Origin of the sequence: Kineosporia corallincola (assembly GCF_018499875.1) — a bacterium.
Taxonomy (GTDB): domain Bacteria; phylum Actinomycetota; class Actinomycetes; order Actinomycetales; family Kineosporiaceae; genus Kineosporia; species Kineosporia corallincola.
The window spans coordinates 235,088-256,829 of the sequence record NZ_JAHBAY010000011.1; the positions used below are offsets into that span (position 1 = coordinate 235,088).

At 69.9% G+C, this 21,742-nt stretch carries 22 protein-coding genes and 2 pseudogenes; 19 read left to right on the top strand and 5 right to left on the bottom strand.

Translation table 11 applies throughout. The features are described 5' to 3' along the window. The first annotated feature begins 81 nt into the window (after nt 1–81). Both KIH74_RS25235 and KIH74_RS25240 read left to right on the top strand, forming a co-directional pair. Nucleotides 82–456 carry an iron chelate uptake ABC transporter family permease subunit gene (locus tag KIH74_RS25235; protein WP_214158760.1) on the top strand — a complete coding sequence of 125 codons (375 nt, stop codon included), beginning with the start codon at nt 82–84 and terminating at the stop codon, nt 454–456. A gap of 4 nt (nt 457–460) precedes the next feature. Beyond that, a complete protein-coding gene (locus KIH74_RS25240) occupies nt 461–1,276 on the top strand; it encodes an ABC transporter ATP-binding protein (RefSeq protein ID WP_214158687.1) in 816 nt (271 codons plus the stop codon). Nucleotides 1,277–1,286: 10 nt separating this feature from the next. Here KIH74_RS25240 and KIH74_RS25245 read toward each other — a convergent pair whose 3' ends face one another. Beyond that, complete coding sequence (locus tag KIH74_RS25245) at nt 1,287–1,907, bottom strand: LysE family translocator (RefSeq protein ID WP_214158688.1); 621 nt, start codon at nt 1,905–1,907, stop codon at nt 1,287–1,289. A gap of 114 nt (nt 1,908–2,021) precedes the next feature. On the opposite strand from KIH74_RS25245, the gene KIH74_RS38895 reads away from it, so the two are divergent. After that, entirely contained in the window at nt 2,022–2,474 is a 453-nt protein-coding gene (locus tag KIH74_RS38895; RefSeq protein ID WP_214158690.1) for an Lrp/AsnC family transcriptional regulator, read from the top strand. Nucleotides 2,475–2,544: 70 nt separating this feature from the next. On the opposite strand, the gene KIH74_RS25255 is transcribed toward KIH74_RS38895, so the two are convergent. Then, nucleotides 2,545–3,540, bottom strand: a complete 996-nt coding sequence (locus tag KIH74_RS25255; RefSeq protein WP_214158691.1) for an endo alpha-1,4 polygalactosaminidase — start codon at nt 3,538–3,540, stop codon at nt 2,545–2,547. A 255-nt stretch (nt 3,541–3,795) separates the two neighbouring features. Here KIH74_RS25255 and KIH74_RS25260 point away from each other — a divergent pair, with 255 nt between their 5' ends. The 3 genes from KIH74_RS25260 (at nt 3,796) to KIH74_RS25270 (ending at nt 6,589) form a co-directional block, all read left to right on the top strand. Next, complete coding sequence (locus tag KIH74_RS25260; protein ID WP_214158693.1) at nt 3,796–4,773, top strand: DMT family transporter; 978 nt, start codon at nt 3,796–3,798, stop codon at nt 4,771–4,773. 119 nt (nt 4,774–4,892) lie between these two features. Continuing rightward, the gene (locus tag KIH74_RS25265; protein WP_214158695.1) at nt 4,893–5,393 is read left to right on the top strand and encodes an ImmA/IrrE family metallo-endopeptidase; all 501 of its coding nucleotides are present in this window, start codon (nt 4,893–4,895) and stop codon (nt 5,391–5,393) included. Continuing rightward, nucleotides 5,390–6,589, top strand: a complete 1,200-nt coding sequence (locus tag KIH74_RS25270; RefSeq protein WP_214158697.1) for an MAB_1171c family putative transporter — start codon at nt 5,390–5,392, stop codon at nt 6,587–6,589. The genes KIH74_RS25265 and KIH74_RS25270 overlap by 4 nt, the downstream gene beginning before the upstream one ends. On the opposite strand, the gene KIH74_RS25275 is transcribed toward KIH74_RS25270, so the two are convergent. After that, nucleotides 6,538–6,975, bottom strand: coding sequence for a hypothetical protein (locus KIH74_RS25275; protein WP_214158698.1), 438 nt, complete (start codon nt 6,973–6,975; stop codon nt 6,538–6,540). The genes KIH74_RS25270 and KIH74_RS25275 overlap by 52 nt on opposite strands. 451 nt (nt 6,976–7,426) lie before the next feature. Here KIH74_RS25275 and KIH74_RS25280 point away from each other — a divergent pair, with 451 nt between their 5' ends. The 11 genes from KIH74_RS25280 (at nt 7,427) to KIH74_RS25330 (ending at nt 20,279) form a co-directional block, all read left to right on the top strand. Then, on the top strand, nt 7,427–8,350 hold the full coding sequence (locus KIH74_RS25280; RefSeq protein WP_214158699.1) for an RICIN domain-containing protein: 924 nt from the start codon (nt 7,427–7,429) through the stop codon (nt 8,348–8,350). Between the two features lie 111 nt (nt 8,351–8,461). Beyond that, on the top strand, nt 8,462–9,634 hold the full coding sequence (locus tag KIH74_RS25285) for a D-alanyl-D-alanine carboxypeptidase family protein (RefSeq protein ID WP_214158701.1): 1,173 nt from the start codon (nt 8,462–8,464) through the stop codon (nt 9,632–9,634). 217 nt (nt 9,635–9,851) lie between these two features. Continuing rightward, nucleotides 9,852–11,669 carry a glycoside hydrolase family 26 protein gene (locus KIH74_RS25290; RefSeq protein WP_214158703.1) on the top strand — a complete coding sequence of 606 codons (1,818 nt, stop codon included), beginning with the start codon at nt 9,852–9,854 and terminating at the stop codon, nt 11,667–11,669. A gap of 16 nt (nt 11,670–11,685) precedes the next feature. Continuing rightward, the gene (locus KIH74_RS25295) at nt 11,686–12,621 is read left to right on the top strand and encodes an RNA polymerase sigma factor (RefSeq protein WP_214158704.1); all 936 of its coding nucleotides are present in this window, start codon (nt 11,686–11,688) and stop codon (nt 12,619–12,621) included. A gap of 160 nt (nt 12,622–12,781) precedes the next feature. Beyond that, nucleotides 12,782–13,930 (top strand): alcohol dehydrogenase catalytic domain-containing protein, encoded by a 1,149-nt coding sequence (locus KIH74_RS25300; RefSeq protein WP_214158705.1) that lies wholly within the window; start codon nt 12,782–12,784, stop codon nt 13,928–13,930. A gap of 242 nt (nt 13,931–14,172) precedes the next feature. After that, a complete protein-coding gene (locus tag KIH74_RS25305; RefSeq protein ID WP_214158707.1) occupies nt 14,173–14,886 on the top strand; it encodes a CDP-alcohol phosphatidyltransferase family protein in 714 nt (237 codons plus the stop codon). 92 nt (nt 14,887–14,978) lie between these two features. After that, the gene (locus KIH74_RS25310) at nt 14,979–15,833 is read left to right on the top strand and encodes a DMT family transporter (RefSeq protein ID WP_214158708.1); all 855 of its coding nucleotides are present in this window, start codon (nt 14,979–14,981) and stop codon (nt 15,831–15,833) included. 32 nt (nt 15,834–15,865) lie between these two features. Beyond that, on the top strand, nt 15,866–16,816 hold the full coding sequence (locus tag KIH74_RS25315) for a LysR family transcriptional regulator (RefSeq protein WP_246573031.1): 951 nt from the start codon (nt 15,866–15,868) through the stop codon (nt 16,814–16,816). A gap of 144 nt (nt 16,817–16,960) precedes the next feature. Then, nucleotides 16,961–17,809 carry a nitrilase-related carbon-nitrogen hydrolase gene (locus KIH74_RS25320; protein ID WP_214158709.1) on the top strand — a complete coding sequence of 283 codons (849 nt, stop codon included), beginning with the start codon at nt 16,961–16,963 and terminating at the stop codon, nt 17,807–17,809. Nucleotides 17,810–17,811: 2 nt separating this feature from the next. Further along, nucleotides 17,812–19,233: a dihydropyrimidinase gene (gene hydA / locus KIH74_RS25325; RefSeq protein WP_214158711.1), complete on the top strand. Its 1,422-nt coding sequence runs from the start codon at nt 17,812–17,814 to the stop codon at nt 19,231–19,233. A gap of 17 nt (nt 19,234–19,250) precedes the next feature. Beyond that, on the top strand, nt 19,251–20,279 hold the full coding sequence (locus tag KIH74_RS25330) for a TIGR03842 family LLM class F420-dependent oxidoreductase (protein ID WP_214158712.1): 1,029 nt from the start codon (nt 19,251–19,253) through the stop codon (nt 20,277–20,279). 18 nt (nt 20,280–20,297) lie between these two features. On the opposite strand, the gene KIH74_RS25335 is transcribed toward KIH74_RS25330, so the two are convergent. Together KIH74_RS25335 and KIH74_RS39320 are read right to left on the bottom strand one after the other, a co-directional pair. Further along, a complete protein-coding gene (locus tag KIH74_RS25335) occupies nt 20,298–20,681 on the bottom strand; it encodes a hypothetical protein (RefSeq protein ID WP_214158715.1) in 384 nt (127 codons plus the stop codon). Nucleotides 20,682–20,747: 66 nt separating this feature from the next. Continuing rightward, nucleotides 20,748–20,834: pseudogene (locus KIH74_RS39320) on the bottom strand (helix-turn-helix domain-containing protein); the annotation flags it as partial. A gap of 11 nt (nt 20,835–20,845) precedes the next feature. Between KIH74_RS39320 and KIH74_RS39325 the strand changes: the two are divergent. Then, nucleotides 20,846–20,995 (top strand): annotated as a pseudogene (locus KIH74_RS39325) (divalent metal cation transporter); the annotation flags it as partial. 101 nt (nt 20,996–21,096) lie between these two features. Next, nucleotides 21,097–21,600, top strand: coding sequence for a nuclear transport factor 2 family protein (locus tag KIH74_RS25345; protein ID WP_214158717.1), 504 nt, complete (start codon nt 21,097–21,099; stop codon nt 21,598–21,600). Nucleotides 21,601–21,742: the final 142 nt, after the last annotated feature.

Sequence of the window (21,742 nt, forward strand, 5' to 3'; positions counted from 1 at the left end):
GCCCGGTTCGTGAGTTCGTGAGGAGGACCAGATGACCGCAGCAGCCGACGTCCCGGTCGAGTCCCGCGACCTGGGCTCGCGCTGTGGCAGGGCCGGCCCCTGAACCTGCTCTCGCTCGGCGACGAGACCGCCACCGCGCTGGGCGTTCCGGTGGAACGCACCCGTGGCGTGCTGTTCGCCTGCGCCGTGGCGCTGGCCGCGATCGCCACCTCGGCTGCCGGGCCGATCTCGTTCGTCGCCCTGGTCGCGCCGCAACTGGCCCTGCGGGTCACCCGCACCGCGGGGGCCGGGCCGGCCGGTGCCGCGGCGATGGGGGCGCTGCTGCTGGTGGTGAGCGACGGGGTGGCCCAGCGGGCGCTGCCCACCGGCCCGGTGCCGGCGGGCATCACCACCGGTCTGCTCGGCGGGGCGTATCTGTGCTGGTTGCTGGTCCATGAATGGCGGAAAGGTCGTTGATCGCATGAGCAGGCTCCGTGCCGAGGGGCTGACCCTGAGCTACGACCAGCAGGTCGTGGTTGAGAACCTCGGGGTGAACGTGCCGGACGGCGAGTTCACCGTGATCGTCGGCCCCAACGCCTGCGGAAAGTCCACCCTGCTCAAGGCTCTCGCCCGGCTGCTCGGGCCGAGGGCCGGGCAGGTGTACCTGGAGGACAAGCCGATCGGCAGCTACTCCAGCAAGCAGGTGGCACACCGCCTGGGCATGCTGCCGCAGAGCCCGATCGCGCCCGGCGGCATCACCGTGGGCGACCTGGTGGCCCGCGGCCGCTACGCGCACCAGTCGCTGCTGCGCCAGTGGTCGAGCCAGGACGAGGCGATCGTGGTGGAGGCGATGCGGCAGACCAGCGTGCACGAGCTGGCCAAGCGGTACGTGAGTGAGCTGTCGGGCGGGCAGCGGCAGCGGGTCTGGCTGGCCATGGCGCTGGCCCAGCAGACCCCGGTGCTGCTGCTCGACGAGCCCACCACCTACCTCGACATCACGCACCAGGTAGAGGTTCTCGACCTCTGCGCCGACCTGCACGAACAAGGCCGCACGATGGTGGCGGTGCTGCACGACCTGAACCTGGCCACCCGCTACGCCACCCACCTGATCGCGATGCGGGACGGCCGGATCGTGGCCGAGGGCGACCCGGTGCGGATCGTGACGGCCGAGATGGTGGAGCAGACCTTCGGGCTGAAGTGCCGGGTGATCCCCGACCCGGAGACCGGCACGCCGCTGATCGTCCCGGTGGACCGCGCGGTCCGCCGGGCCTCGGCGAAACAGGACCAGCCGGCCTGAGTTCCGCGGGTCACAGCCGCAGGAACTGCTCCACCAGCAGTCCGGCGCCGATCGCGGTCATCGCCACGCCCGAGCACCGCGCCACGAACCGCGCCGCCGCCGGGCGGGCCCGCAGCACCACCTTCGAGCCGGTCCCGACCAGGCCGTAGACCACCCCGCACATCGCCATGTGCAGGCAGCCCAGGGTGATCAGCTGCGCGGTCAGGGGCCAGCCCGCGGACGGGTCGGTGAACTGCGGCAGCAGGGCCAGGAACAGCAGCAGGGCCTTGGGGTTGAACCCGCTGATCAGCGCGCCGCGCCCGGCCTGGCCCAGCCAGGAGCTCTGCGCCGAACGGGAATCGGACTGCGGGGTGGGAGGATTCAGCAGTGTGGTGATGCCGAGCCAGCCCAGGTAGGCGGCCCCGGCCAGGGTGAGCACCGTGAGCGCGCCCGGCGTGCTGGTGATCAGCGCCGCGGCGCCGGCCGCCACCACCACGGTGATCGCGAGATAGCCTGCCAGCAGCCCGGACACGGCGGGCAGCACCGAGCGGTAGCGCAGGCCCGCGGTGATGGCGTAGGCCCAGTCCGCCCCCGGCGTCAGCACCAGGAGGAACGAAACCGCCCAGAACGCGGCGATCATCCCGAAGGTCATGTCTGCGACCCGCCTTTCACGTACTCCGACTACGTGAGGAAAGTACCGAGAAGAAGGCGGGAAGTGCTGCCCGGATCTGTCGGTCCAGAGGCTCGATGAGGTAAAAATCAGGCTGTGGACGCTCTTGATCGCGAAATTCTTGCGCAGGTGCAGGCCGACGGCCGCCTGACGCTCACCGAGCTGGCCGACCGGGTGGGCCTGAGCGTGTCACCGGCACAGCGGCGGCTGCGGGCGCTCGAACGGGACGGTGTGATCACCGGATACCGGGCCCAGCTCGACCCGGCCAGTGTCGGCCTGGGTTTCGAGGCGCTGGTCTTCGTCACGCTGAACGACAGCAGCGCGAACACGGTGGCGGCGTTCGAGCAGGCCGTGGTCGACATCCCGCACGTGGTGCAGGCACAGCGCCTGTTCGGCACGCCCGACTACCTGCTGCGGGTGGTGGCCACCGATCTGACCGGCTACCAGCGGCTCTACGACAGCGAGCTGGCCACGCTGCCCGCGGTGCAGCGCCTGACCTCGACGCTGGTGATGAAGAGCGTGGTGGAGGGCCGCGGCCTGCCGTTGTAGACGTTGCGGAAAATTGAGGACGACGAGGAGCTCGTACGGAGCTCCTCGTCGTCTTCAGGCGGGTTGTTCGTCAGCAGTTCTCGTAGTGGTAGGCCGAGTCGTCCGACGGCACCACGTCACGGTCGCGCAGGATCACCGAGATGTCTTCACCCTGCGCCTGGCAGGCCTGGGTGTAGGCGGACTCGTCGTTGTCGGTGTACTCGATCTCGTACACCTGGTCGCCGTAGATGTCGGTGTAGGCGTCACACTCGTCCCAGGCCTGGCACTCCTCGGCCACCGCGAAGTCGAAACCGGCTGTCTCGGCGTCACTCCGGTCGAGCTCGGCGGTGTTCTTCTGGGCGATGGCCAGGCCCGCGTCGTGCGCCCGGTCGGCCAGCAGCGCCGCGAAGGCCAGGTTGCCGGCCTTGGTCAGCAGCTTGTCGGAACGGGTGTAGGTGTCCAGGTTGTCCGGCTCGACGGCGTCGAAACCGGCTGCGGCGCAACCGTCGATCCACTCGCCCACGATGTCGGCCAGGGCCTCGCGATTGGCCGCCGTGGAGGTGTCGATCAGGTACTCGCCCGGCCAGTCGGCGTCTTCGAACAGCTTGCCGTTCTTCTTCAGCAGCAGGTCTTCGTGGCTGCCGGTCCAGAAGTCGGCATCGCCCGGCTGCGTCTGGAAGGCGTTGACGTAGCAGATGTTGTATTTGCCCTGCGCCGGTTCCGCCTCGCGGTCGCGGTCGACGATCTGCACCGAGCTCGCCGGGGTGTAGGCCCCACCGATCTGGTAGTCGAACTGGCCGTCGGCCGGAGGCAGTGTGACCTCGGAATCCGTTGCCGAGGAGGAGGTCTCGGCCGGTGTGGCGGTAGTGGTGCTGCTGGCGGTGCTGCTGGGTTTCGCCATGGCGGTGGCCGTGCTGCCGGCGGTGCTGCTGGAGGTGGGCGTGGAGCGGCCCGGGGTGGACCGGTCGTGCCCGCGCCACGGGTTGGCCGCGCTCGCCATGGTGTAGGAGCCGATGCCGACCAGGGCGACGACGGCGGCGACGGAGGCGACCGCCACCCGCTTACGGCTGCTGCGCTTGATGCTCAATGCCTTTCCTCACCCGGAACACCCCGCCTCGGGCTGACCCCTGGCGACCGGTGCCGGGCCGACCACGTGGTGGTTCGCCGGCTGAGTGCTCCGTGACCTCTCCAGGCTAGGAAGCCGAATGAGAGCCGGAGGTTAAGTCCCGCCTAGGCTTTCGTGTGGTTGCCCGGAGAGCGGTCCGGAATTGCCCGAAAGGCCAGAAGATCGGTGCTGCCCTCTCGGCCTGCGGACGCCCGGGCGAGCCGATAGACATGCCACATGGTTAGACCGAACGGTTTACCCAGGCTCCGACGCGTTGCCGGGTTCCTCTTTCTCGCAATCCTTTTCGTCGTCTGCTGGTCGTCCGGCTTCGTCGGCGCCAAACTCGGTGCCCAGGACGCCGATGTGCTCACCGTGCTGATGTGGCGGTTCCTGCCGCTGGCCGCCGTGCTGATCCCGATCACCTGGGCGCGCCGCGAGCGGGTCGCCGTGCTGCGCCGCGACGAGCTTCCCCGCCAGATCGCGATCGGCGCCCTGTCTCAGTCCGGTTATCTGGTAACAGTTTACGGGGCGATCAGCCTCGGCGTCAGCTCCGGCACCACGGCCCTCGTCGACGGTGTGCAGCCGCTCGTGGTGGCGGCCTGCGCCGGTCCGCTGCTCGGGGTCGCGGTGACCGGCCGGCAGTGGCTGGGTCTGGCCCTCGGCCTGATCGGGGTGGTCGCCGTCACCTGGGCCGATGCCACGGCGCCGGGCGGCTCGGCCCCGGTCTGGGCCTACACGATCCCGCTCGCCGGCATGCTCTGCCTGGTCGCGGCCACCTTCCTGGAGCGCCGGGCCCGTGCCCGGGTGCAGCCGCTGCACGTGCTCACGGTGCACTGCACCACCTCGGCCGTGGTGTTCACCGGGCTGGCCGTGGCCGGTGGCGCGGCCACCGTGCCGGGCGACGCGCGGTTCTGGTTCTCCACCGCCTGGCTGGTGCTGTTCCCGACCTTCGGCGGGTACGGGCTCTACTGGCTGCTGCTCGACCGGGCCGGGGTCACCGTGGTGAACAGCCTGATGTTCCTGGTGCCGCCGGTCACCACCGCGTGGGGCGCCGTGATGTTCGGCGAACCGGTCACCCGGCTCACGGTCGGCGGGCTGGCCCTGGCCCTGATCGCCACCTGGCTCGTGGTGCGGAACCACGACCAGAACGAGAACCAGGGACGACGCGAGGCCGCACCGGACGAGGCCCGGCCGATGGTCGCCACCACCGACTGAGCTTCCGCCGGAAGGCTCGGCCAGGCTCTCGCTTCCCGATCCGGTCGAACACCGCCCGAAAATGTGATCTGGGATACAGGCGGCTTTTGCTATGTTCCCTGCCGGTAGCGTGAGCGGAGATGCGTGAGCGACAACTGCGACGGCGCTGCCGTGCCCTGCTGCGGGAACTGGACGTGCCTCAGCCGTTCGGTTCGCGTGAGCTGTGCCGGTGCCTGTCCGCGCACCGGGGGCGGCCGATCCGGCTGGTGCCGTTCCCGATCGAGTCGCCCGGCCCGTTCGGCATCTGGTTCAGCACCGACGCGGCCGACGTGATCATCTACCAGTCGCAGACCACCCCGGCCCACCAGGAGCACATCATTCTGCACGAGGTCGGCCACATCATCGCCGGTCACGACGGTGAGCAGCTGGCGGCGGGGGAGGCCGTGCGGGTGCACCGGCGCAGCGCCTACGACAACCGGCAGGAGCGCGAGGCGGAGCTGATCGCCACGATCCTGCACGAGTGGGCCGGGCGTTCCGACGGTCTCGGGTCGCGGGCAGCGGCCGACCCGGGGCTGGCCGGTCACGCCGCGGTGCTCGACCGGATCGGCCAGGCCCTGTCCGGCGGCGGTGGCCGGGGGTGAGAACCGCACTCTCGGTCGCGATCGAGGTGGGGCTCTGGTGGGCGGTGGTGGTCAAGCTGCTGCACCTGCGGCGCACACCCGACGACCTGCCGCTGCGCGCGGTCACCGGGCTCTACGTGTGTCTGGCGCTCGGGCCCCTGGCCGCCATGCCCGGGCTGCACGACCTGGTCGAAGACGCCGTTCCCGGACTCTCCCGGCTCCTGCTGAACCTGCTCACGGTGACCGCCACGTACTGCCTGATGGCCTTCTACGGCCACTCGGTCGGCGGCCCGGGCACCGCCTCCCGCCTGCGGCGCCGGCTGATCGGCCTGCTCACGGTGCAGGCCGTGATGACGGTGGCCTGGGCCACCGCCCCGCTCCCGGTCCGGATCTCGCCGGCCGCCCTGGAGAACCTGGACGACCGGCACGGCGCCGTATTCACCGTCGCCGCACTGGGTTACATGGGCTACGGCCTGACCTACGCGTTCCGCTGGTCCATGGTCTACGCCCGGGCCGCGGGCCGGGTGCGGTTGCGCACCAGCCTGCGGATCGTCTCGGTGGCGCTGGCCTGCCTGCTCACCGCCTGCCTGACCAAGGCCGGGGTGGCCCTGGCCCTCGGCGTGGCCGAGGGGCTGACCACCGACGATCCGGTGCTGGTCGGTCTGAGCCGGGTCTACCCGACGCTGGTTCTGCTGGGCACGGTGCTGCTCGCCGTCGGCTTCTGCTACCCGGCCGTGGCCTCACTGCCCGGCCGGATCGTGCGCTCCGGTGAACGCCGTCGTCTCCACCGCCGGCTCGGCCCGCTCTCGCAGCGCATGCGCGACGCCTTCCCGCACCTGGTGCTGAGCCCGGGCGGTGCGGTGCTGCCGGGCTGGATGCCCTGGACCTACCGGGCCTACTACCGCCGTGTGATCGAGATCCGCGACACGATGGTGCAACTCGCGCCCTACTACGACCCGGAACTGGCCACGGCCCAGGGGGCCGTGCCGGACGACGCCGCGCAGGTCCGGCTGATCGCCGTCCTCACTTCGGACGCCCTGCGCCGCAAGACGCACGAGCTGCCGGTGCCGCACCCCTACCCGTTGCCCGCGCTCGGCGGCGACGACCTGGACTCGGACGCCCGCTGGCTGGCCCGGCTGGCCGCCGAGCTGGAGCGGCTGGAACGTCAGTCGGCGGAACCGGTCTCGTCGAGCACGTCGAGCATGCGCAGCACCTGACGCCGCAGCTGCGGGCTCATCTCGCCGGCCCGCATGGCGATGGCCCGCACCTGGTGGTCGGCCAGCGCGCGGCGCCACTCGATCTCCTCGGCGTCCTCGCCGAGCAGGTACGACGCGGTCACCGGGGCGTCGTGCGCGGCCCGGTGCGCGTCGAAGAACCGGGCGATCGCCCGCACCACGGCGATGGTCGGGTTGGTGTTGGCGCCCGAGCGCAGCGTGGCCAGGTAGACCCGGGACATCGTGGTGTCGTGCGAGTCGTCCTCGCTGATCGCCCGGGCCACGTGGGGGGTGGAGAACTCTCGCCACACACCCTTCTCGTCGCGCTGGCCGACGGTGGCGAAGAGCTCGTTCAGCCGGTCGGCGAAGACCGGTCGGTGATCGGACATTTCACTAGCCCCCCGTCCAGTTCGTGGATGGCGATCAACGGTAAAGCAGAATGTATGCCTCAATCTTCACCATCGCGACCTCGTACAGTATATTTATCGCCAGTGGGGGGTACGGCTCTCCTGGGCCGGTAGTTGTGCAGGTCATGGTGGTCATCGCGGTTCCGGTGGGGGTTACCGCGGAGATCGGAGGGGCCAGGTCTGCGCGCTCGGGCTCGGGAGGCGCCCGCGGCCGCCGGTGCCGGGCCCGATCCGGAGGGGGATCGGGACTCCGGCAACCGGCGGCCACCGGTGCTCCTGCCTGCTGCTTCGGCGGTGCCGTGCGGGGAGTGCGCGAGGACCGTCAGGTGCACCCGTGGACCATCCGCACGGCTCCGGATCCGGACCCTGCTTCCGCAACCAACACCTTTAGTGAAAAGGTGTGGTTCGGCAGCCGCTGTCCTGGTGGGAGTAGATGGTGGAAACTCGGGAACTGAGTTCCGAGCAACACACGGAGAGTGACCTCGATCTGGGCGAATCCGCCCCGGCCGGGCCTGGTTCCGAGCCGCACCACCGCCTGCCGTTCGGGGTGTCCGCCCGTGGTCTGAAGGGTGCGGCCGCGTTCGCCGGCTTCGTCGGCGTGGTGGTGGCCGCCGTGATCGGTGGTGCGCTGGCGGTCGACTCGGTCGCCCGGTTCGACGACTCGCGGTTGCAGGACGGCGCGATGGAGACGATTCCGCCGCCGACCACCCCGGACTCCGCGGCGACGAGCACGCCTGAGGACGACGCGAAGACCGGCAGAACCGAGACCGCGGACGACACCCGCAAGACCGGTACCACCACGGCATCGCAGAAGACCACGGCCGACGACAGCGCGAAGAGTTCCTCGGGCGGTGGCACCAGGAAGACGGCCACCAGCGACGCCGAGGAGGACGGGGCGGCACAGCCGAAGACCCGTCAGGTGGTGCACGTGGCCGGTCTGGGTGTGATCAAGAACCTGAATACCGGCCTGTGCGTGGATCTGCCGGACGCCGGGGTGCCCGCGGCGGGTGGCGCCATCAGCGAGTACGAGTGCATCCCGGGTGCGGGCGACAACCAGGACTTCCAGGCCGTCGAGGTCGGCGACCAGGTGTGGCTGCGCAACCTGAAGAGCAACTACTGCCTCGACCTGCCCGGCGCGGAGGCCGTCGACCCGCTGACCGTGGTGCTCGCCAGTCCCTGCGTGCAGGGCACCAGCGACAACCAGATGTTCCAGGCGCGGGTGCAGGGCAAGGGTTTCGCGTTCGTCAACGTGAAGAGCGATCTGTGCCTCGACGTGGCCGACCCGGTGAACGGCAACCACAACCTGGTGCTGAACACCTGTTCCGGTGCGGGCAGCCAGGTCTGGGCGGTCAGCTGACCCGGTCGGCTGAGTCGGTCGGGGCTGAGGAAACACGGTTGAAAGGTGGGAATGTGAGGCATTCGTGAGGATTGATGTCTCCTTTGCCGGGATTCCCCTAGTCTTCGCTGCGTGAACACCCGTCTGCGCACCATCAAGAAGCGCTATGTCGCGATGGCCACGGCCGCCGTCGCCGTCGCCGCCGTGCCGGTGGTGCCCACCCTGGCCTCGGCCCAGCCGGTGGCGGCCACGGCGACCGCGCCGAAGCTGCTGGTCCCGGCCGGTCAGAAGGTGGCGGGGTCGACCGACATCTCCTGGCCGAGCTCGGGCCGCGCCCGCATCGAGGTGCCGGGCATCGGCACGATCGGCCAGAAGGGCAGCAGCACCGAGTCGGTGCCGATCGCCAGCATCACGAAAGTGATGACGGCGTACACGATTCTGAAAGACCACCCGCTGAAGTCCGGGGCCAAGGGCCCGAGCATCACGATCACCAAGGCCGACGTGAACTCGTACAACCGGCTCAAGGGTGAGGGCGCGGCCGTGGTCAAGGTGAAAGAAGGCACGAAACTCACGCAGCGCCAGGCACTTCAGGGTCTGCTGATCCCGTCCGGCGCCAACATGGCCGAGACGCTGGCCCGCTGGGACGCCGGGTCCACCAGCAAGTTCGTCAACAGGATGAACGCCAATGCCAAGGCGCTGGGCCTGGACTCGACCAGTTTCGCCGACCCGACCGGGCTCAGCAGCGATTCCCGCAGCAGCACCGAGGACCTGCTCGACCTGGCCACGGCGGTGATGAAGAAGGCGTCCTTCCGCGAGATCGTGAAGACCAAGAGCGTGAAGATCCCGCAGAACACGCTGAAGTCGACCAACAAGCTGCTCGGTGCCAACGGCGTGGTCGGCATCAAGACCGGCACCACCTACGCCGCCGGAGGCTGCCTGCTGTTCGCGGCGACCGACACGGTGGCCGGCAAGACCCGCACGATCTACGGCGTCATGCTCGGCGCCCGCGGCTCCGCCTACTCCACCAACGCGCAGAAGTTCAGCAAGGCCATGGTGATCGACGCCCGCAGCGAGCTGCGGCAGGTCACGCTGGTGAAGAAGGGCAAGGCCGTGGTCTCGGTGACCAAGAGCGACGGCAAGACCTACAAGTACGGGGTGAAGAAGACCGTCACCGCGGCCGGCTGGTCGGGGCTGTCGTACAAGCTCAGCCTGCCCTCCGGGCTGGCGGCGGGACAGACCCCGAAGCAGCTGGTGATCAAGTCGGGGTCGGCCACGATCAAGGCCGCGCTGGTTCCTCTGAACTGAGTGCATTTAACGCACTTTCGGCAAAGGACGACGTCGGGTCGGCGGGCCCGGCGTTGTTACTTTTAGTCACGATCAAATTTTCGTCAAGCGAACGAAACGGGCCGATGCAGCCATTATCCTGCCGGTAAGTAATCAATCATCGTTCTGGTGACCCGCGAAATCGTTCCCCTGCGATCCGCTGAGTGAGGTCGCCGGGGCAGGAGGCCGGTGCCCGTCCATGCCTGTGTCTGATCGTCCCTCGCACCCTTACGGTCTCGACGCCACCGAGGAAGTGCTCCTGCCTCCGGAACCCCAGCCCGCCCCCGGCTCGCGCCGCGCCCGCCGCGCCCAGGAACGGCAGACGCCCCCGGCCGGCCAGCCGGCCCACCCCGTCCCGTCGGACGGGCCAGTCACCCGGGCCCAGTCGCTCGGGCAGACCGGGTCGGTCACACAGGCCGGGCCGGTCGCGCGGAGCCAGGCCGACCCAACTCAGTCGTCCACGCAGGCCCAGTCGGTCGGGCAGGCCCCGTCGCTCGGGCAGACCGGGTCATTCACGCAGGCCGGGTCATTCACGCAGACCGGGTCATTCACGCAGACCGGGTCGGTCACGCGGGGCCGGGCCGCCGCAGCTCAGCCGGCTGTGCCGACCCCGTCAGCCGATCCGGTTCAGCCGACCGCTCCGGCCGGGCAGGCCCCGTCGGTCGGGCAGGCCGCGCAGCCGTCCCGTCCGCAGACCCGGCGGGCGCGGCGTGAGGCGGTTCCCTCGTCGGCCAGCCGCCGGGGCCGGCGCGACGCCGAGAAGACCGGCCAGGGCGCCCGCCGTCACCTGCCGCAGGTCGCGGCCGCCGCGCTGGGGGTGCTCGCGGTGCTGGGCGGTGTGCTGCTCGCCACCGACAAGCTGCCCGGCGGCGGCACCGACAGCGCCGCGGCACTCAGCGCCACCGCGGCCGACACCCAGCTGTACTCGCCGGCCGTCGAGAACATGACGGTGCTGGAGACGCCGGCCGCCAGCGCGTCCACCACGGCGGCCAAGAAGAAGGCGGTCGAGAAGGCCGCGGCCCAGGGCACCAGCAAGAAGGCCGCGGTCAAGGAGACCGCCGACACCGCCAAGAAGAAGGCCGCCGCCTCCACCACGGTCGCGGCGGGCGGGCAGAGCACCGCCAAACTGGGCGTGTTCCGCGGCACCTCGCCGTCCGAGGTGAAGTCGTTCGCCGGCTGGCTGGGCGGCGACGTGGACTACGCGATGGACTTCTCCAGCCGCACCAGCTGGGACGAGATCGCCAACCCGACCTGGATGCTCAACGAGTGGAAGGGCTCGGGCTACCGCATGGTCTACGCGGTCGCCATGCTGCCCACGCAAGACGACTCGGCCACCATGGCGGCCGGCGCCAACGGTGACTACGACGACTACTTCGCGACGCTCGCGAAGAACCTGGTCGACTACGGCCAGGGCGACTCGGTCATCCGACTCGGCTGGGAGTTCAACCTCGCGGCCTCGCGCTGGCACCCGGACACCCGGGCCAACTTCGTCGCCTACTGGCGCCACATCGTGCAGGCGATGCGCTCGGTGCCGGGCACCGACGGGCTCAAGTTCGACTGGAACCCGAACATCGGTGGCGAGACCTACGACCCCACGGACTACTACCCGGGCAACGGCTACGTCGACTACATCGGCGTGGACACCTACGACATCTCCTGGGTGGACGGTTCCTACCCGTTCCCGTCCGGCTGCGACGCCGCCTGCAAGCTGGAGCGCCGCAAGGTGGCCTGGAACAGCACGCTCAACGGCACCTTCGGCCTGAAGTTCTACGCCAACTTCGCGGCGAGCAAGGGCAAGCCGCTGACCATCCCGGAGTGGGGGCTGTGGGACCGGCCCGACGGTCACGGCGGCGGTGACAACGCCTACTACATCGAGCAGATGTACAAGTTCATCAGCGACCCGTCCAACAACGTCGGCTACCAGTCCTACTTCGAATACAACCCGCCGGACACCGGTGACCACGCGCTGTCCACGCTGACCACCGGCGGCAGCATGTTCCGCAAGCTGTTCGGCTGAAACCTAGGCTGCCGGTATGCAGACCAGCCGGCAGACACCGTCCGACGAAGAACTGGTCCGGTGTGCCCGCACCGGTGACATGACGGCGTTCGCGCTGCTCACCGAGCGGCACCGGGCCGGTCTGCGGGCCACCGCGATCGCTGTGCTCGGCTACACCGACGAGGCGGACGACGCGGTGCAGGACGCACTGCTCACCGCGCTGCGGCGGCTGGCGGACCTGCGGGACCCGGCTGCGGTGGGGCCGTGGCTGAAAGCCTTGGTGCGCAACAACTGCCGGGCCCTGCTGCGGGCCCGGCGCCCGCTGCCGGTGGGCGAGCCGGAGCCGTTGCTGCCGCCCGACCCGGACCCGCTGCCGGAGGAACTGCTGGAGCAGGCGGCCACGGTGGACTGGGTACGGCACGCCCTGAGCGCGCTGTCGCCGCCGATCCGCGAGGTGATGCTGCTGCGCTACTTCAGCGGGGTGTCGTCGTACCGGCGGATCGCGGAGGTCTGCGGGATCCTGCCCGAGACGGTCGGCAGCCGGCTCCGCGAGGGCCGGCGCGACCTGGCCCGGCGGCTGCGGGAGAGCGCCGACGCGGCCCACGACCAGGTGGCGGCCGAGACCGGGGCGTGGCGCCGGGAGTCCGCTCAGCTGATGACCGCGATGTCGGAAGGCGGCTTCGGCCGGGTCGTCGACGACTGGTACCACCCGCACGCCTCGCTCCTGGTGATGGGCATCCTGCACGGCGACCGCAACCTGATGCTGGGCATGCTCGACTGGACGCTGGGGGCCGGGGTCGGGGTGCGTCTGCACGACGCCGCGGTGAGCCGGGACGTGTTGCTGTGGGAGGCGGACTTCCTGAACCCGCCGTCCGATCCGGAGCACTGCCCACCGACCATGGCCTGCCTGTTCCGCCTCGACCAGGGACGCGTGGCTCACATGGGCATCGCCTACGGCGGTCACCGGGGCTGAGGTCGCCGCCCGGGCCGGGGATCCCTTTCTTTTTGACACCGGCCAGGCGCCCAGGGTGGTGTCAAAAACGAAAGGAGGGACCGGACCCGGCCTGATGTCAGCACGCGCTGCCGGGTTCGGCATCCTGGGGTCCAGCAGTCCGATCCTGAGGAGGGCGCGCATGCGCGCGGTGGTGTTCGAGGCGTTCGGTGACGTGCCGCAGGTGCGGGAGGTGCCGGATCCGCAGGCCCCGGTGGGCGGGGTGGTCGTGGCGGTGGAGGCGACCGGGCTGTGCCGGTCCGACTGGCACGCGCTCGCGGGGCACGACGACGACGTGGTCCTGCCGCACGTGCCCGGCCACGAGTTCGCCGGGCGGGTGCTCGAGATCGGCCAGGGCGTCAGCGGGTTCGAGATCGGGCAGCGGGTCACCGCGCCCTTCGTCTACGCCTGCGGGGTCTGCGCGCCGTGCCGTCAGGGTGACGGGCAGGTCTGCCTGGATCAGCGTCAGCCCGGCTTCACCCGCTGGGGATCGTTCGCCGGCCGGGTCGTGGTGGAGCGTGCCATGGTCAACCTGGTGCCGCTGCCCGACCAGGTGCCGATGGACGTCGCGGCGGTACTGGGCTGCCGGTTCGGCACCTCGTTCCGCGCCGTCACTCAGGTCGGCCGCGTGCGGGCGGGGGAGTGGGTGGCCGTGCACGGCTGCGGCGGGGTCGGGCTGTCGGCGGTCGCGATCGCGGTGGCGGCCGGGGCCCGGGTGGTGGCGGTCGACGTGTCTCCGCGAGCGCTGGAACTGGCGGTGAAGCTCGGGGCCGAGTCGGTGGTGCAGGCGCGCGGGGCCGAGCGCCCGGCCGTGGTGCCGGCCGACGACTTCGACGCCCTGGCGATGGCGGTCGGCGTGGCCGTCCGCGGAGCCGTGCCCGGCCGCGCGGACACCGGCCCGGCCCCCGACGTCCCCGCGCTGATCCGCGACCTCACCGCCGGCGGCGCCCACCTCTCGCTCGATGCCCTGGGCAGCCACGAGACCTGTGCCAACTCGATCCAGAGCCTGCGCCCGCGCGGCCGGCACGTGCAGGTCGGGCTGCTGCCGCCGGCGCTGGGGCTGCCGCCGGTGCCGATGCACACGGTCATCGGCCGCGAGCTGGAGGTGCTGGGCAGTCACGGTCTGGCCGCCCACGCCTACCCGCAGCTGATGGCGCTGGTGGCGAGCGGCCGGCTGGATCCGTCGTCCATGATCACCACGCACCTCACCCTCGACGAGGCGGGACCGGCGCTGGCCGCGATGGACACCCAGCCGCCGAGCGGCGTGGCCGTGATCGACCCTCGCCGGTGAACCGCCGACGCCCCACAGGGACCACCAGGAACAGGGAAAACGACCAGCGGTGACACGGACGTGACCAATGGGCAACCGCCGGACGGGCAGGGGGCCGTCCGGACTGTGAGAGACTTTCCCCGCTCGGCCTGTTCGGGTGCGAGGTCCATCCTGTCTGATCCTGCCGTCCGGGGGTTCCGCTGACGACACACGACGTCGTATTCGAGCCTTTCGAAGCATCGGCTCGATTCCGACTTGCTGGCATGGCCGTTCACCTCTACACCGCGAGCGGCACGGTTCTCGCGTTCCTCATGGTGATCGCGGCCTTCGACGGCGATGCGATCAGGGCCCTGTGGATCAGCCTGGCGGCACTCGTCATCGACGGCACCGACGGCATGCTCGCCCGGCGCCTTCGGGTGAAAGAGACCATCCCCTCGTTCGACGGTGCCCGGCTCGACGACATCGTCGACTACATCACCTACGTCTTCGCGCCCGTCGTCCTGCTCTGGACCGGTGGCTACCTGCCCGACGGCATGCTCGGCGGCACCCTCGCCGCACTGCCGCTGCTGGCGTCCAGCTACCAGTTCTGCCGGGTCGACGCGAAGACCGACGACCACTTCTTCCTCGGCTTCCCGAGCTACTGGAACGTGGTCGCCTTCTACGTGATCGTGGCCGGGCTCGGTGCCACCACCACCGGCATCATCCTGGCGGTGTGCTCGGCGCTGGTGTTCGTGCCGATCAAGTACATCTACCCGTCCCGCACCCGCATCTTCCGCCGTACCAACCTGCTGCTCACCGCGGCCTGGCTGGCGGCCTACGCGCTGCTGCTGGCGCAGAAGTCCGACGGCGACGCGAGTTCCGTCATCATCTGGGCCTCGCTGCTGTACATCGCGTACTACGTCGGCAGCAGCGTCTATCTCACGCTCGTCGGCCGGTCCCGCCGGCCGGTGTCGCAGCCGGAGACCGTCGAGGCCTGACCGCACCGCCGGGAAGAACCTCACCGACGCCCCTGGGAACCACTCCCGGGGGCGTCGTGCTGTCCGGCTGACTGACCTGGGATGATGCCGGGGTGCTGCTTGGACTCGGCTCGGCCCTGGTTGCCGCCGTCATGTACGGCGTGGCCTCGATCCTCCAGGCCGTCGGGGCCCGGAACGTGCCGGAGAGCGCGGGCCTGAGCCCGGGCACGGCCGTCGCGATGCTCCGGCAGCCGTTCCTGCTGGGCTCGATCGTGCTGATGATGCTCGGCTACGTGTTCCACCTGATCGCGGTGCGCCTGGTGCCGCTCTTCCTGGCGCAGACCGGGATCGCGGTGAGTCTCGTGGTCACGGCCCTCCTCGCCGTCCGGTACTTCCACGACCACCTCAGCCGCCTGGAGTGGGGGGCCATCGTCGCGGTGGTCGGGGGCCTGGTCCTGCTCTCCTCGGCGGCCGGCGACACCGGCACCGAGCGGGCCACACCCACTCTCAACGTCGCGGTGTTCACCGTGCTGGCGCTCATCGTCGTGGTGTCGTTCTTCGCCACCCGGTTCGAGGGTTCGCTCGCCGCCGCGGTGCTCGGCCTGGCCGGCGGCATGGGCTACGCGGTGGTGGCGATCGCCTCCCGGTTGCTGCCCGACTTCGTGATCGGCGACCTGCTCACCTCGGCCTCCACCTACGCCCTGGTGATCGCCGGGGTGCTGGCCTTCTTCCTCTACTCGCTGGCCCTCCAGCGCGGCTCGGTCACCGCCGCCACCACCGCCCTGATCAGCACCCAGACGATGGCGCCGACGATCGCCGGGGTGGCGTTCCTCGGCGACGAGGTGCGTTCGGGCTTCTGGCCGGTCGCGATCGCCGGGTTCGTGCTCACCGCGGCCGCCGCGGCGGTCCTGGTCCGGTTCGAGGGCGGCAGCGAACCGCTCGTCGACATCGAGGAGACCGCTCCGTAACCTGGCGGGTGGCCGGCCGGTGTAATTTCCGGATGATGACGGCCCAGGGCCCGGGAAGCCGCAACTTCACGCTGAGCCAGCTGCGCTACTTCTCCGTGGTCGCGCAGGAGGGCAGCATGACCGGCGCGGCCGGCCGGTTGCGTATCACCCAGTCCGCGCTGTCGTCCGCCGTCGCCCAGCTGGAGGCGGCGATGGGAGTGCCGCTGTTCCGCCGGCTCCCGCGTCGTGGCCTGTCGCTGACCGATCCCGGCCGCCGGCTGCTGCGTGAGTCGCTGCCCCTGCTGGAGGAGGTGGACCGGCTGCCGGCGCTGGTGCGTGGCGAGGAGGAGGCCCTGACCGGGCGGCTCGTGGTCGGCGTGTACGAGCCGATCGCCTCGGTGCACCTGCCCGACATCCTGCACGAGTTCGAGGCCCGCTATCCCGGTGTCGACGTGTCGCTGGTGGAGGGCGACCAGGAGACCGTGCGGCAGGCACTGCTGTCCGGCACCTGCGAGATGGGGCTGCTCTACAGCATGGGCGTGCTGGCCGGCCTGGAGACCGAGGTGCTGGAGACGCTGCCGCCGCACGTGCTGGTGGCGGCCGGGCACCCGCTGGCCCGGCGGGGCACGCCGGTCCGGCTGGCCGAGCTGGCCGACGAGCCGCTGATCCTGCTCGACCTGCCGCACACCCGGGAGTACCTGGCCGGCCTGTTCGACGCGGCCGGGGTGGCGCCCCAGGTGCGGCACTGGGTGAAGGGTTACGACACCGTGCGGTCGTTCGTGGCCCGCGGCGGCTACACCATCCTGAACCGGGTGCTGCCGCACCGCGGCACCCACAACGGCGGGCAGGTGGTGGCCCTGGAACTGCGTGACGACCTGCCCGGGGTGGACGTGCTGCTGGCCCGTCGTGACGACACCCGCCCGACCCGGCGGGCCCAGGCGTTCGCCGGACTGTGCCGGGACCAGACCGGACCGTCCGTCGCAGAGCATGTTTCGTTCATGTGAACGGGCTTTGTCATCGATTTTCTCGATCCTGGGAGGTAAAACATCTGTTGGACCAGGTGACGTGACGGGTTCACAATTCCTGGATCAGTCCCGGCCGGGCACGTCCGGCAGGCCGGTGAGAACTACGCAACGGTAGGGATTTTCATGACTGTCGTTCGTGCCGCGATCACCCAGACCACCTGGACCGGGGACAAGGAGTCGATGATCGGGCGTCATGAGCAGTTCGCCCGTGACGCCGCTGCCCAGGGCGTTCAGGTCATCTGCTTCCAGGAGCTCTTCTACGGGCCCTACTTCGGCATCACCCAGGAGAAGAAGTATTACTCCTTCGCCGAGCCGGCCGACGGGCCGGTGGTGCGGCGGTTCGCCGCGCTGGCGAAGGAACTGGGGATGGTGATGATCCTCCCGATCTACGAGGAGGAGATGCCGGGCGTCTACTACAACACCGCGGTGGTGGTCGACGCCGACGGTTCGGTGGTGGGCAAGTACCGCAAGAACCACATCCCCAACCTGGACAAGTTCTGGGAGAAGTTCTACTTCCGGCCCGGAAACCTGGGCTGGCCGGTGTTCGACACCGCCGTCGGCAGGATCGGCGTGACCATCTGCTACGACCGGCACTTCCCCGAGGGCTGGCGCATGCTCGGCCTGGCCGGGGCGCAGATCGTGTTCAACCCCAACGCCTCCAAACCCGGCCTGTCCAACCGGTTGTGGGAGCTGGAGCAGACCGGTGCCGCCGCCGCGAACGGCTACTTCGTGCTGGTCCCGAACCGGGTCGGCCTGGAGGACAACGAGTTCGGCGAGCTGGCCGTCGACTTCTACGGCACCTCCTACGTGGCCGACCCGCAGGGCAACTACGTGGGTGAGCTGGGCTCCAGCAGCGAGGAGCAGCTGCTGGTGCGCGACCTCGACCTGGACAAGGTGCGTGAGGTGCGCGACGACTGGCAGTTCTACCGGGACCGCCGGCCGGACGCCTACGGCCTGATCGTGGAGCCGTGACGATGACGAAGACACTGATCAGCAACGGCACCGTGGTCTCGGCCACCGGCCGCGTGCAGGCCGACGTGCTGGTGGACGGCGAGACGATCGCGGCCGTGCTCCGGCCGGGTTCGGCGTTGCTCGGGTTCGACCTGGAGCGGAACGTCGACCGGGTGATCGACGCGTCCGGAAAGTACGTGATCCCGGGCGGGGTGGACGCCCACACGCACATGCAGATGCCGTTCGGCGGCACCGAGGCCAGCGACACCTTCGAGACCGGGACCCGGGCCGCGGCCTGGGGCGGCACCACCAGCATCATCGACTTCGTGGTGCAGTACCCGGAGCAGGACGTGCTCGGGCAGTACCAGCTGTGGCACGAGAAGGCGGCCGGTAACTGCGCCGTCGACTACGGTTTTCACCAGATTCTGTCGGACGTTCAGGACTCCAGCCTGAAGGCCATGGACGAGCTGATCGCCGAGGGCGTCACCAGCTTCAAGCTCTTCATGGCTTACAAGGGGGTGTTCCTCAGCGACGACGGGCAGATCCTGCGGGCCTTCCAGAAGGGCGCCTCGAACGGCGCCATGATGATGATGCACGCCGAGAACGGCGCCATGATCGACGTTCTCGTGCAGCAGGCGGTCGAGGCCGGCAACACCAGCCCGTACTACCACGGGCTCACCCGGCCCTGGCAGGCCGAGGAGGAGGCCACGCACCGGGCGATCATGATCGCCGATCTCACCGGGGCGCCGCTCTACGTGGTGCACGTCAGCGCCAAGCAGGCGGTCGAGCAGATCGCCACCGCCCGCGACCGCGGCCTGAACGTGTTCGGCGAGACCTGCCCGCAGTACCTCTACCTCTCGCTCGAGGAGCAGCTCGGCGCACCGGGTTTCGAGGGCGCCAAGTGGGTCTGTTCCACGCCGCTGCGTTCCCGGGCCGAGGGCCACCAGCAGCACATGTGGCAGAGCCTGCGCACCAACGACATCCAGATGGTGTCCACCGACCACTGCCCCTTCTGCATGAAAGACCAGAAAGACATGGGGATCGGCGACTTCTCCAAGATCCCCAACGGTATCGGCAGCGTCGAGCACCGGATGGACCTGATGTACCAGGGCGTGGTCAGCGGGCAGATCAGCCTGGAGCGCTGGGTCGAGATCACCTCCACCACCCCGGCCCGGATGTTCGGGCTCTACGGCCGCAAGGGCGTCATCCAGCCCGGTGCGGACGCCGACGTGGTGGTCTACGACCCGAACGGCCACACCTCCATCGGCCTGGACAAGACGCACCACATGAACATGGACTACTCCGCCTGGGAGGGGTTCGAGATCGACGGGCACGTCGACACGGTGATCAGCCGGGGCCGGGTGGTCGTCGACGGCGGCGAGTTCCTCGGCCGGGCCGGGCACGGGCAGTACCTGAAACGCGGCCTGAGTCAGTACCTGAGCTGAGACTGGAGGACGTCCGCATGGACTTCGGCGTGGTGGTTCAGATCAATCCGCCCGTTCCGCGGGTGGTCCGGCTCGCGCAGCTGGCTGAGGAGCACAGTTTCGACTACTTCTGGACGTACGACTCGCACGTGCTCTGGCACGAGCCGTACGTGGTGCACACGCAGATCCTGGCAAGCACCGCGCAGATCACCGTCGGCCCGATGGTGACCAACCCGGCCACCCGGGACTGGACCGTCACCGCGTCCACCTTCGCCACCCTCAACGCGATGTTCGGCAACCGCACGATCTGCGGCATCGGGCGCGGGGACTCGGCGGTGCGGGTCACCAATGGCAAGCCGACCACGCTGCGTCAGCTGCGCGAGTCGGTGCACGTGATCCGCGAGCTGGCCAACTCGCGGTCGGTCGAGATCGAGGGCTCCACCATCCGTTTCCCGTGGAGCCGCAACTCGCGGCTCGACGTCTGGGTGGCCGCCTACGGGCCGCTGGCGCTGAAGGCGGCCGGCGAGGTGGGGGACGGGTTCATCCTCCAGTGCGCGGACGTCGACATCGCCGCCTGGATGATCAGCACCGTGCGCAAGGCCGCGGCGAACGCCGGGCGCGACCCGGACAACCTGGCGTTCTGCGTGGCCGGGCCGATGTACGTCACCGACGGCACCGAGGAGGGCCGGCGCCACGCCTACGACCAGTGTCGCTGGTTCGGCGGCATGGTGGGCAACCACGTGGCCGACATCGTGGCCAAGTACGGCACCGACGGCGAGGTGCCCCGGGCGCTCACCGACTACATCGCCGGGCGCACCGGTTACGACTACAACTCGCACGGCCGGGCCGGCAACGACCACGTGGACTTCGTGCCCGACGAGATCGTCGACCGGTTCTGCGTGATCGGCACGGCCGAGGAACACGTGGCCAGGCTGGAGCGGCTCAAGGCCCTCGGCGTCACCCAGTTCGCCGGTTACCTGGACCACGACAACAAGGAGGAGACGCTGCGGGTCTACGGCGAGCGGATCATCCCCGCGGTGCGTGAGCAGGTGCGCGCCAAGGCCTGAGACACCCGGTGGGACAGCTCAGTTGAAGGTGATGTCGCCGACCGTGTGGGCCTGGATCAGCCGGTCCACCCGGGCGTCGCCGGAGACCGAGTTGTTCACCCCGCCGGAGGTGGCGATCCGCACGTCCTGGGTGGTGCTCTCGTGCCAGCGCAGCAGTTCGGCGGCGAAGTCCGGGTGGTCCGCAGCAGCCTGGAGCACCGTGCCGACGGCCAGGTCGATGGTGCGCGGCAGCGGCTCGTCGCCGGCCGCCTCCAGCGCCTGGGCCGCGGGTGCCTCGCGGCCGAGCAGCCGCCGCGTGGCATCGGTCAGCGTGGCCCAGGCGCTCTTGCCGGCCTCTCCCGCCGCGCTGCCGAGCACGGCCGTGAGGGTGGTGGTGAGGGCGGAGGCGGTGAGCGGATCCATGCTGACTCCAGGCGTGATCGGCGTGATCGGCGAGACCTTCCCGGTCCACCATAGGCCGCGGCCCGGTCACACGCCGCTGATCCCGTGGTCCCGGATCTTGCGGTAGATCGTGGCCCGCGACAGGCCGAGCTCCGCGCAGGCCCGGGTCTTGTTGCCGCCGGGGTGTGCTGGTGCAGTACCTGTCCGCGAAACTCGGCCTGGTCAGGGGGTCCTCGCTGCCGGAGCAGTGACGTCGGCGGATGCCCGGGCCGGTCCGGGTGGGCATGTGGTTGCAGGCCGAGCTGGTCGAGATCGTCGGCGGGGCGATCGCGCTGAAACCGTCACCGTGGCGGTGGTGGTGCTGATGGCGGTGGTTTCTCCGAATATTTTCCTGTTGGCGACCCTATTTAGTCCATAATGACCGTATTGTCCGATAATGATCAGAGACGACGCGCTGCTCGCCGACCTCGCCCGGCGCCTGGACGTGCTGGAGTCGCAGGAGGCCATACGAACGCTCCGTAACACCTACCACGACTACGTCAACACCAATCGCTGGTCGATGGTGCGTGAAATGTTCACCGACGACGTGGTTGTCGACTACTCCTACCTCGGCCGCGCGGTCGGCCGACAGGCCGCCGGGGAGTTCTTCGCCGGTGTGCCGGAACTGCGGCCCGCCGACGACGACATGCCGTTCATCCGGCAGTTCATCCACGCCCACACCGTGCAGGTCGATGGCGACGAGGCCACGGGCACCAGCCACCTGTTCGCGACGCCGGTCTACGACGGGCAGAGTTTCGTGCTCACCGCCCGCTTCACCGATCGCTACCGCCGGGAGGCCGGCCGCTGGCTGTTCTCGGCGATCCGGCTGGACATCTGGTACTCCGTGCCGCTCGCCGAGGGGTGGGCGCAACCCGGGCGCCGTCACCAGATGTCGGTGTAGGCCCGAACAACGGCACGAACAACGGACGGCGTCGGGGCTGCTCCCGCCCCACGCCGTCCAGGCGCCGGAGGCCCTTCCGAAAGTCACACCGGCCAGGCGCTGACGGTGGTGTCAAAAAGTACGCACGGCCCCCTGCCCTTAG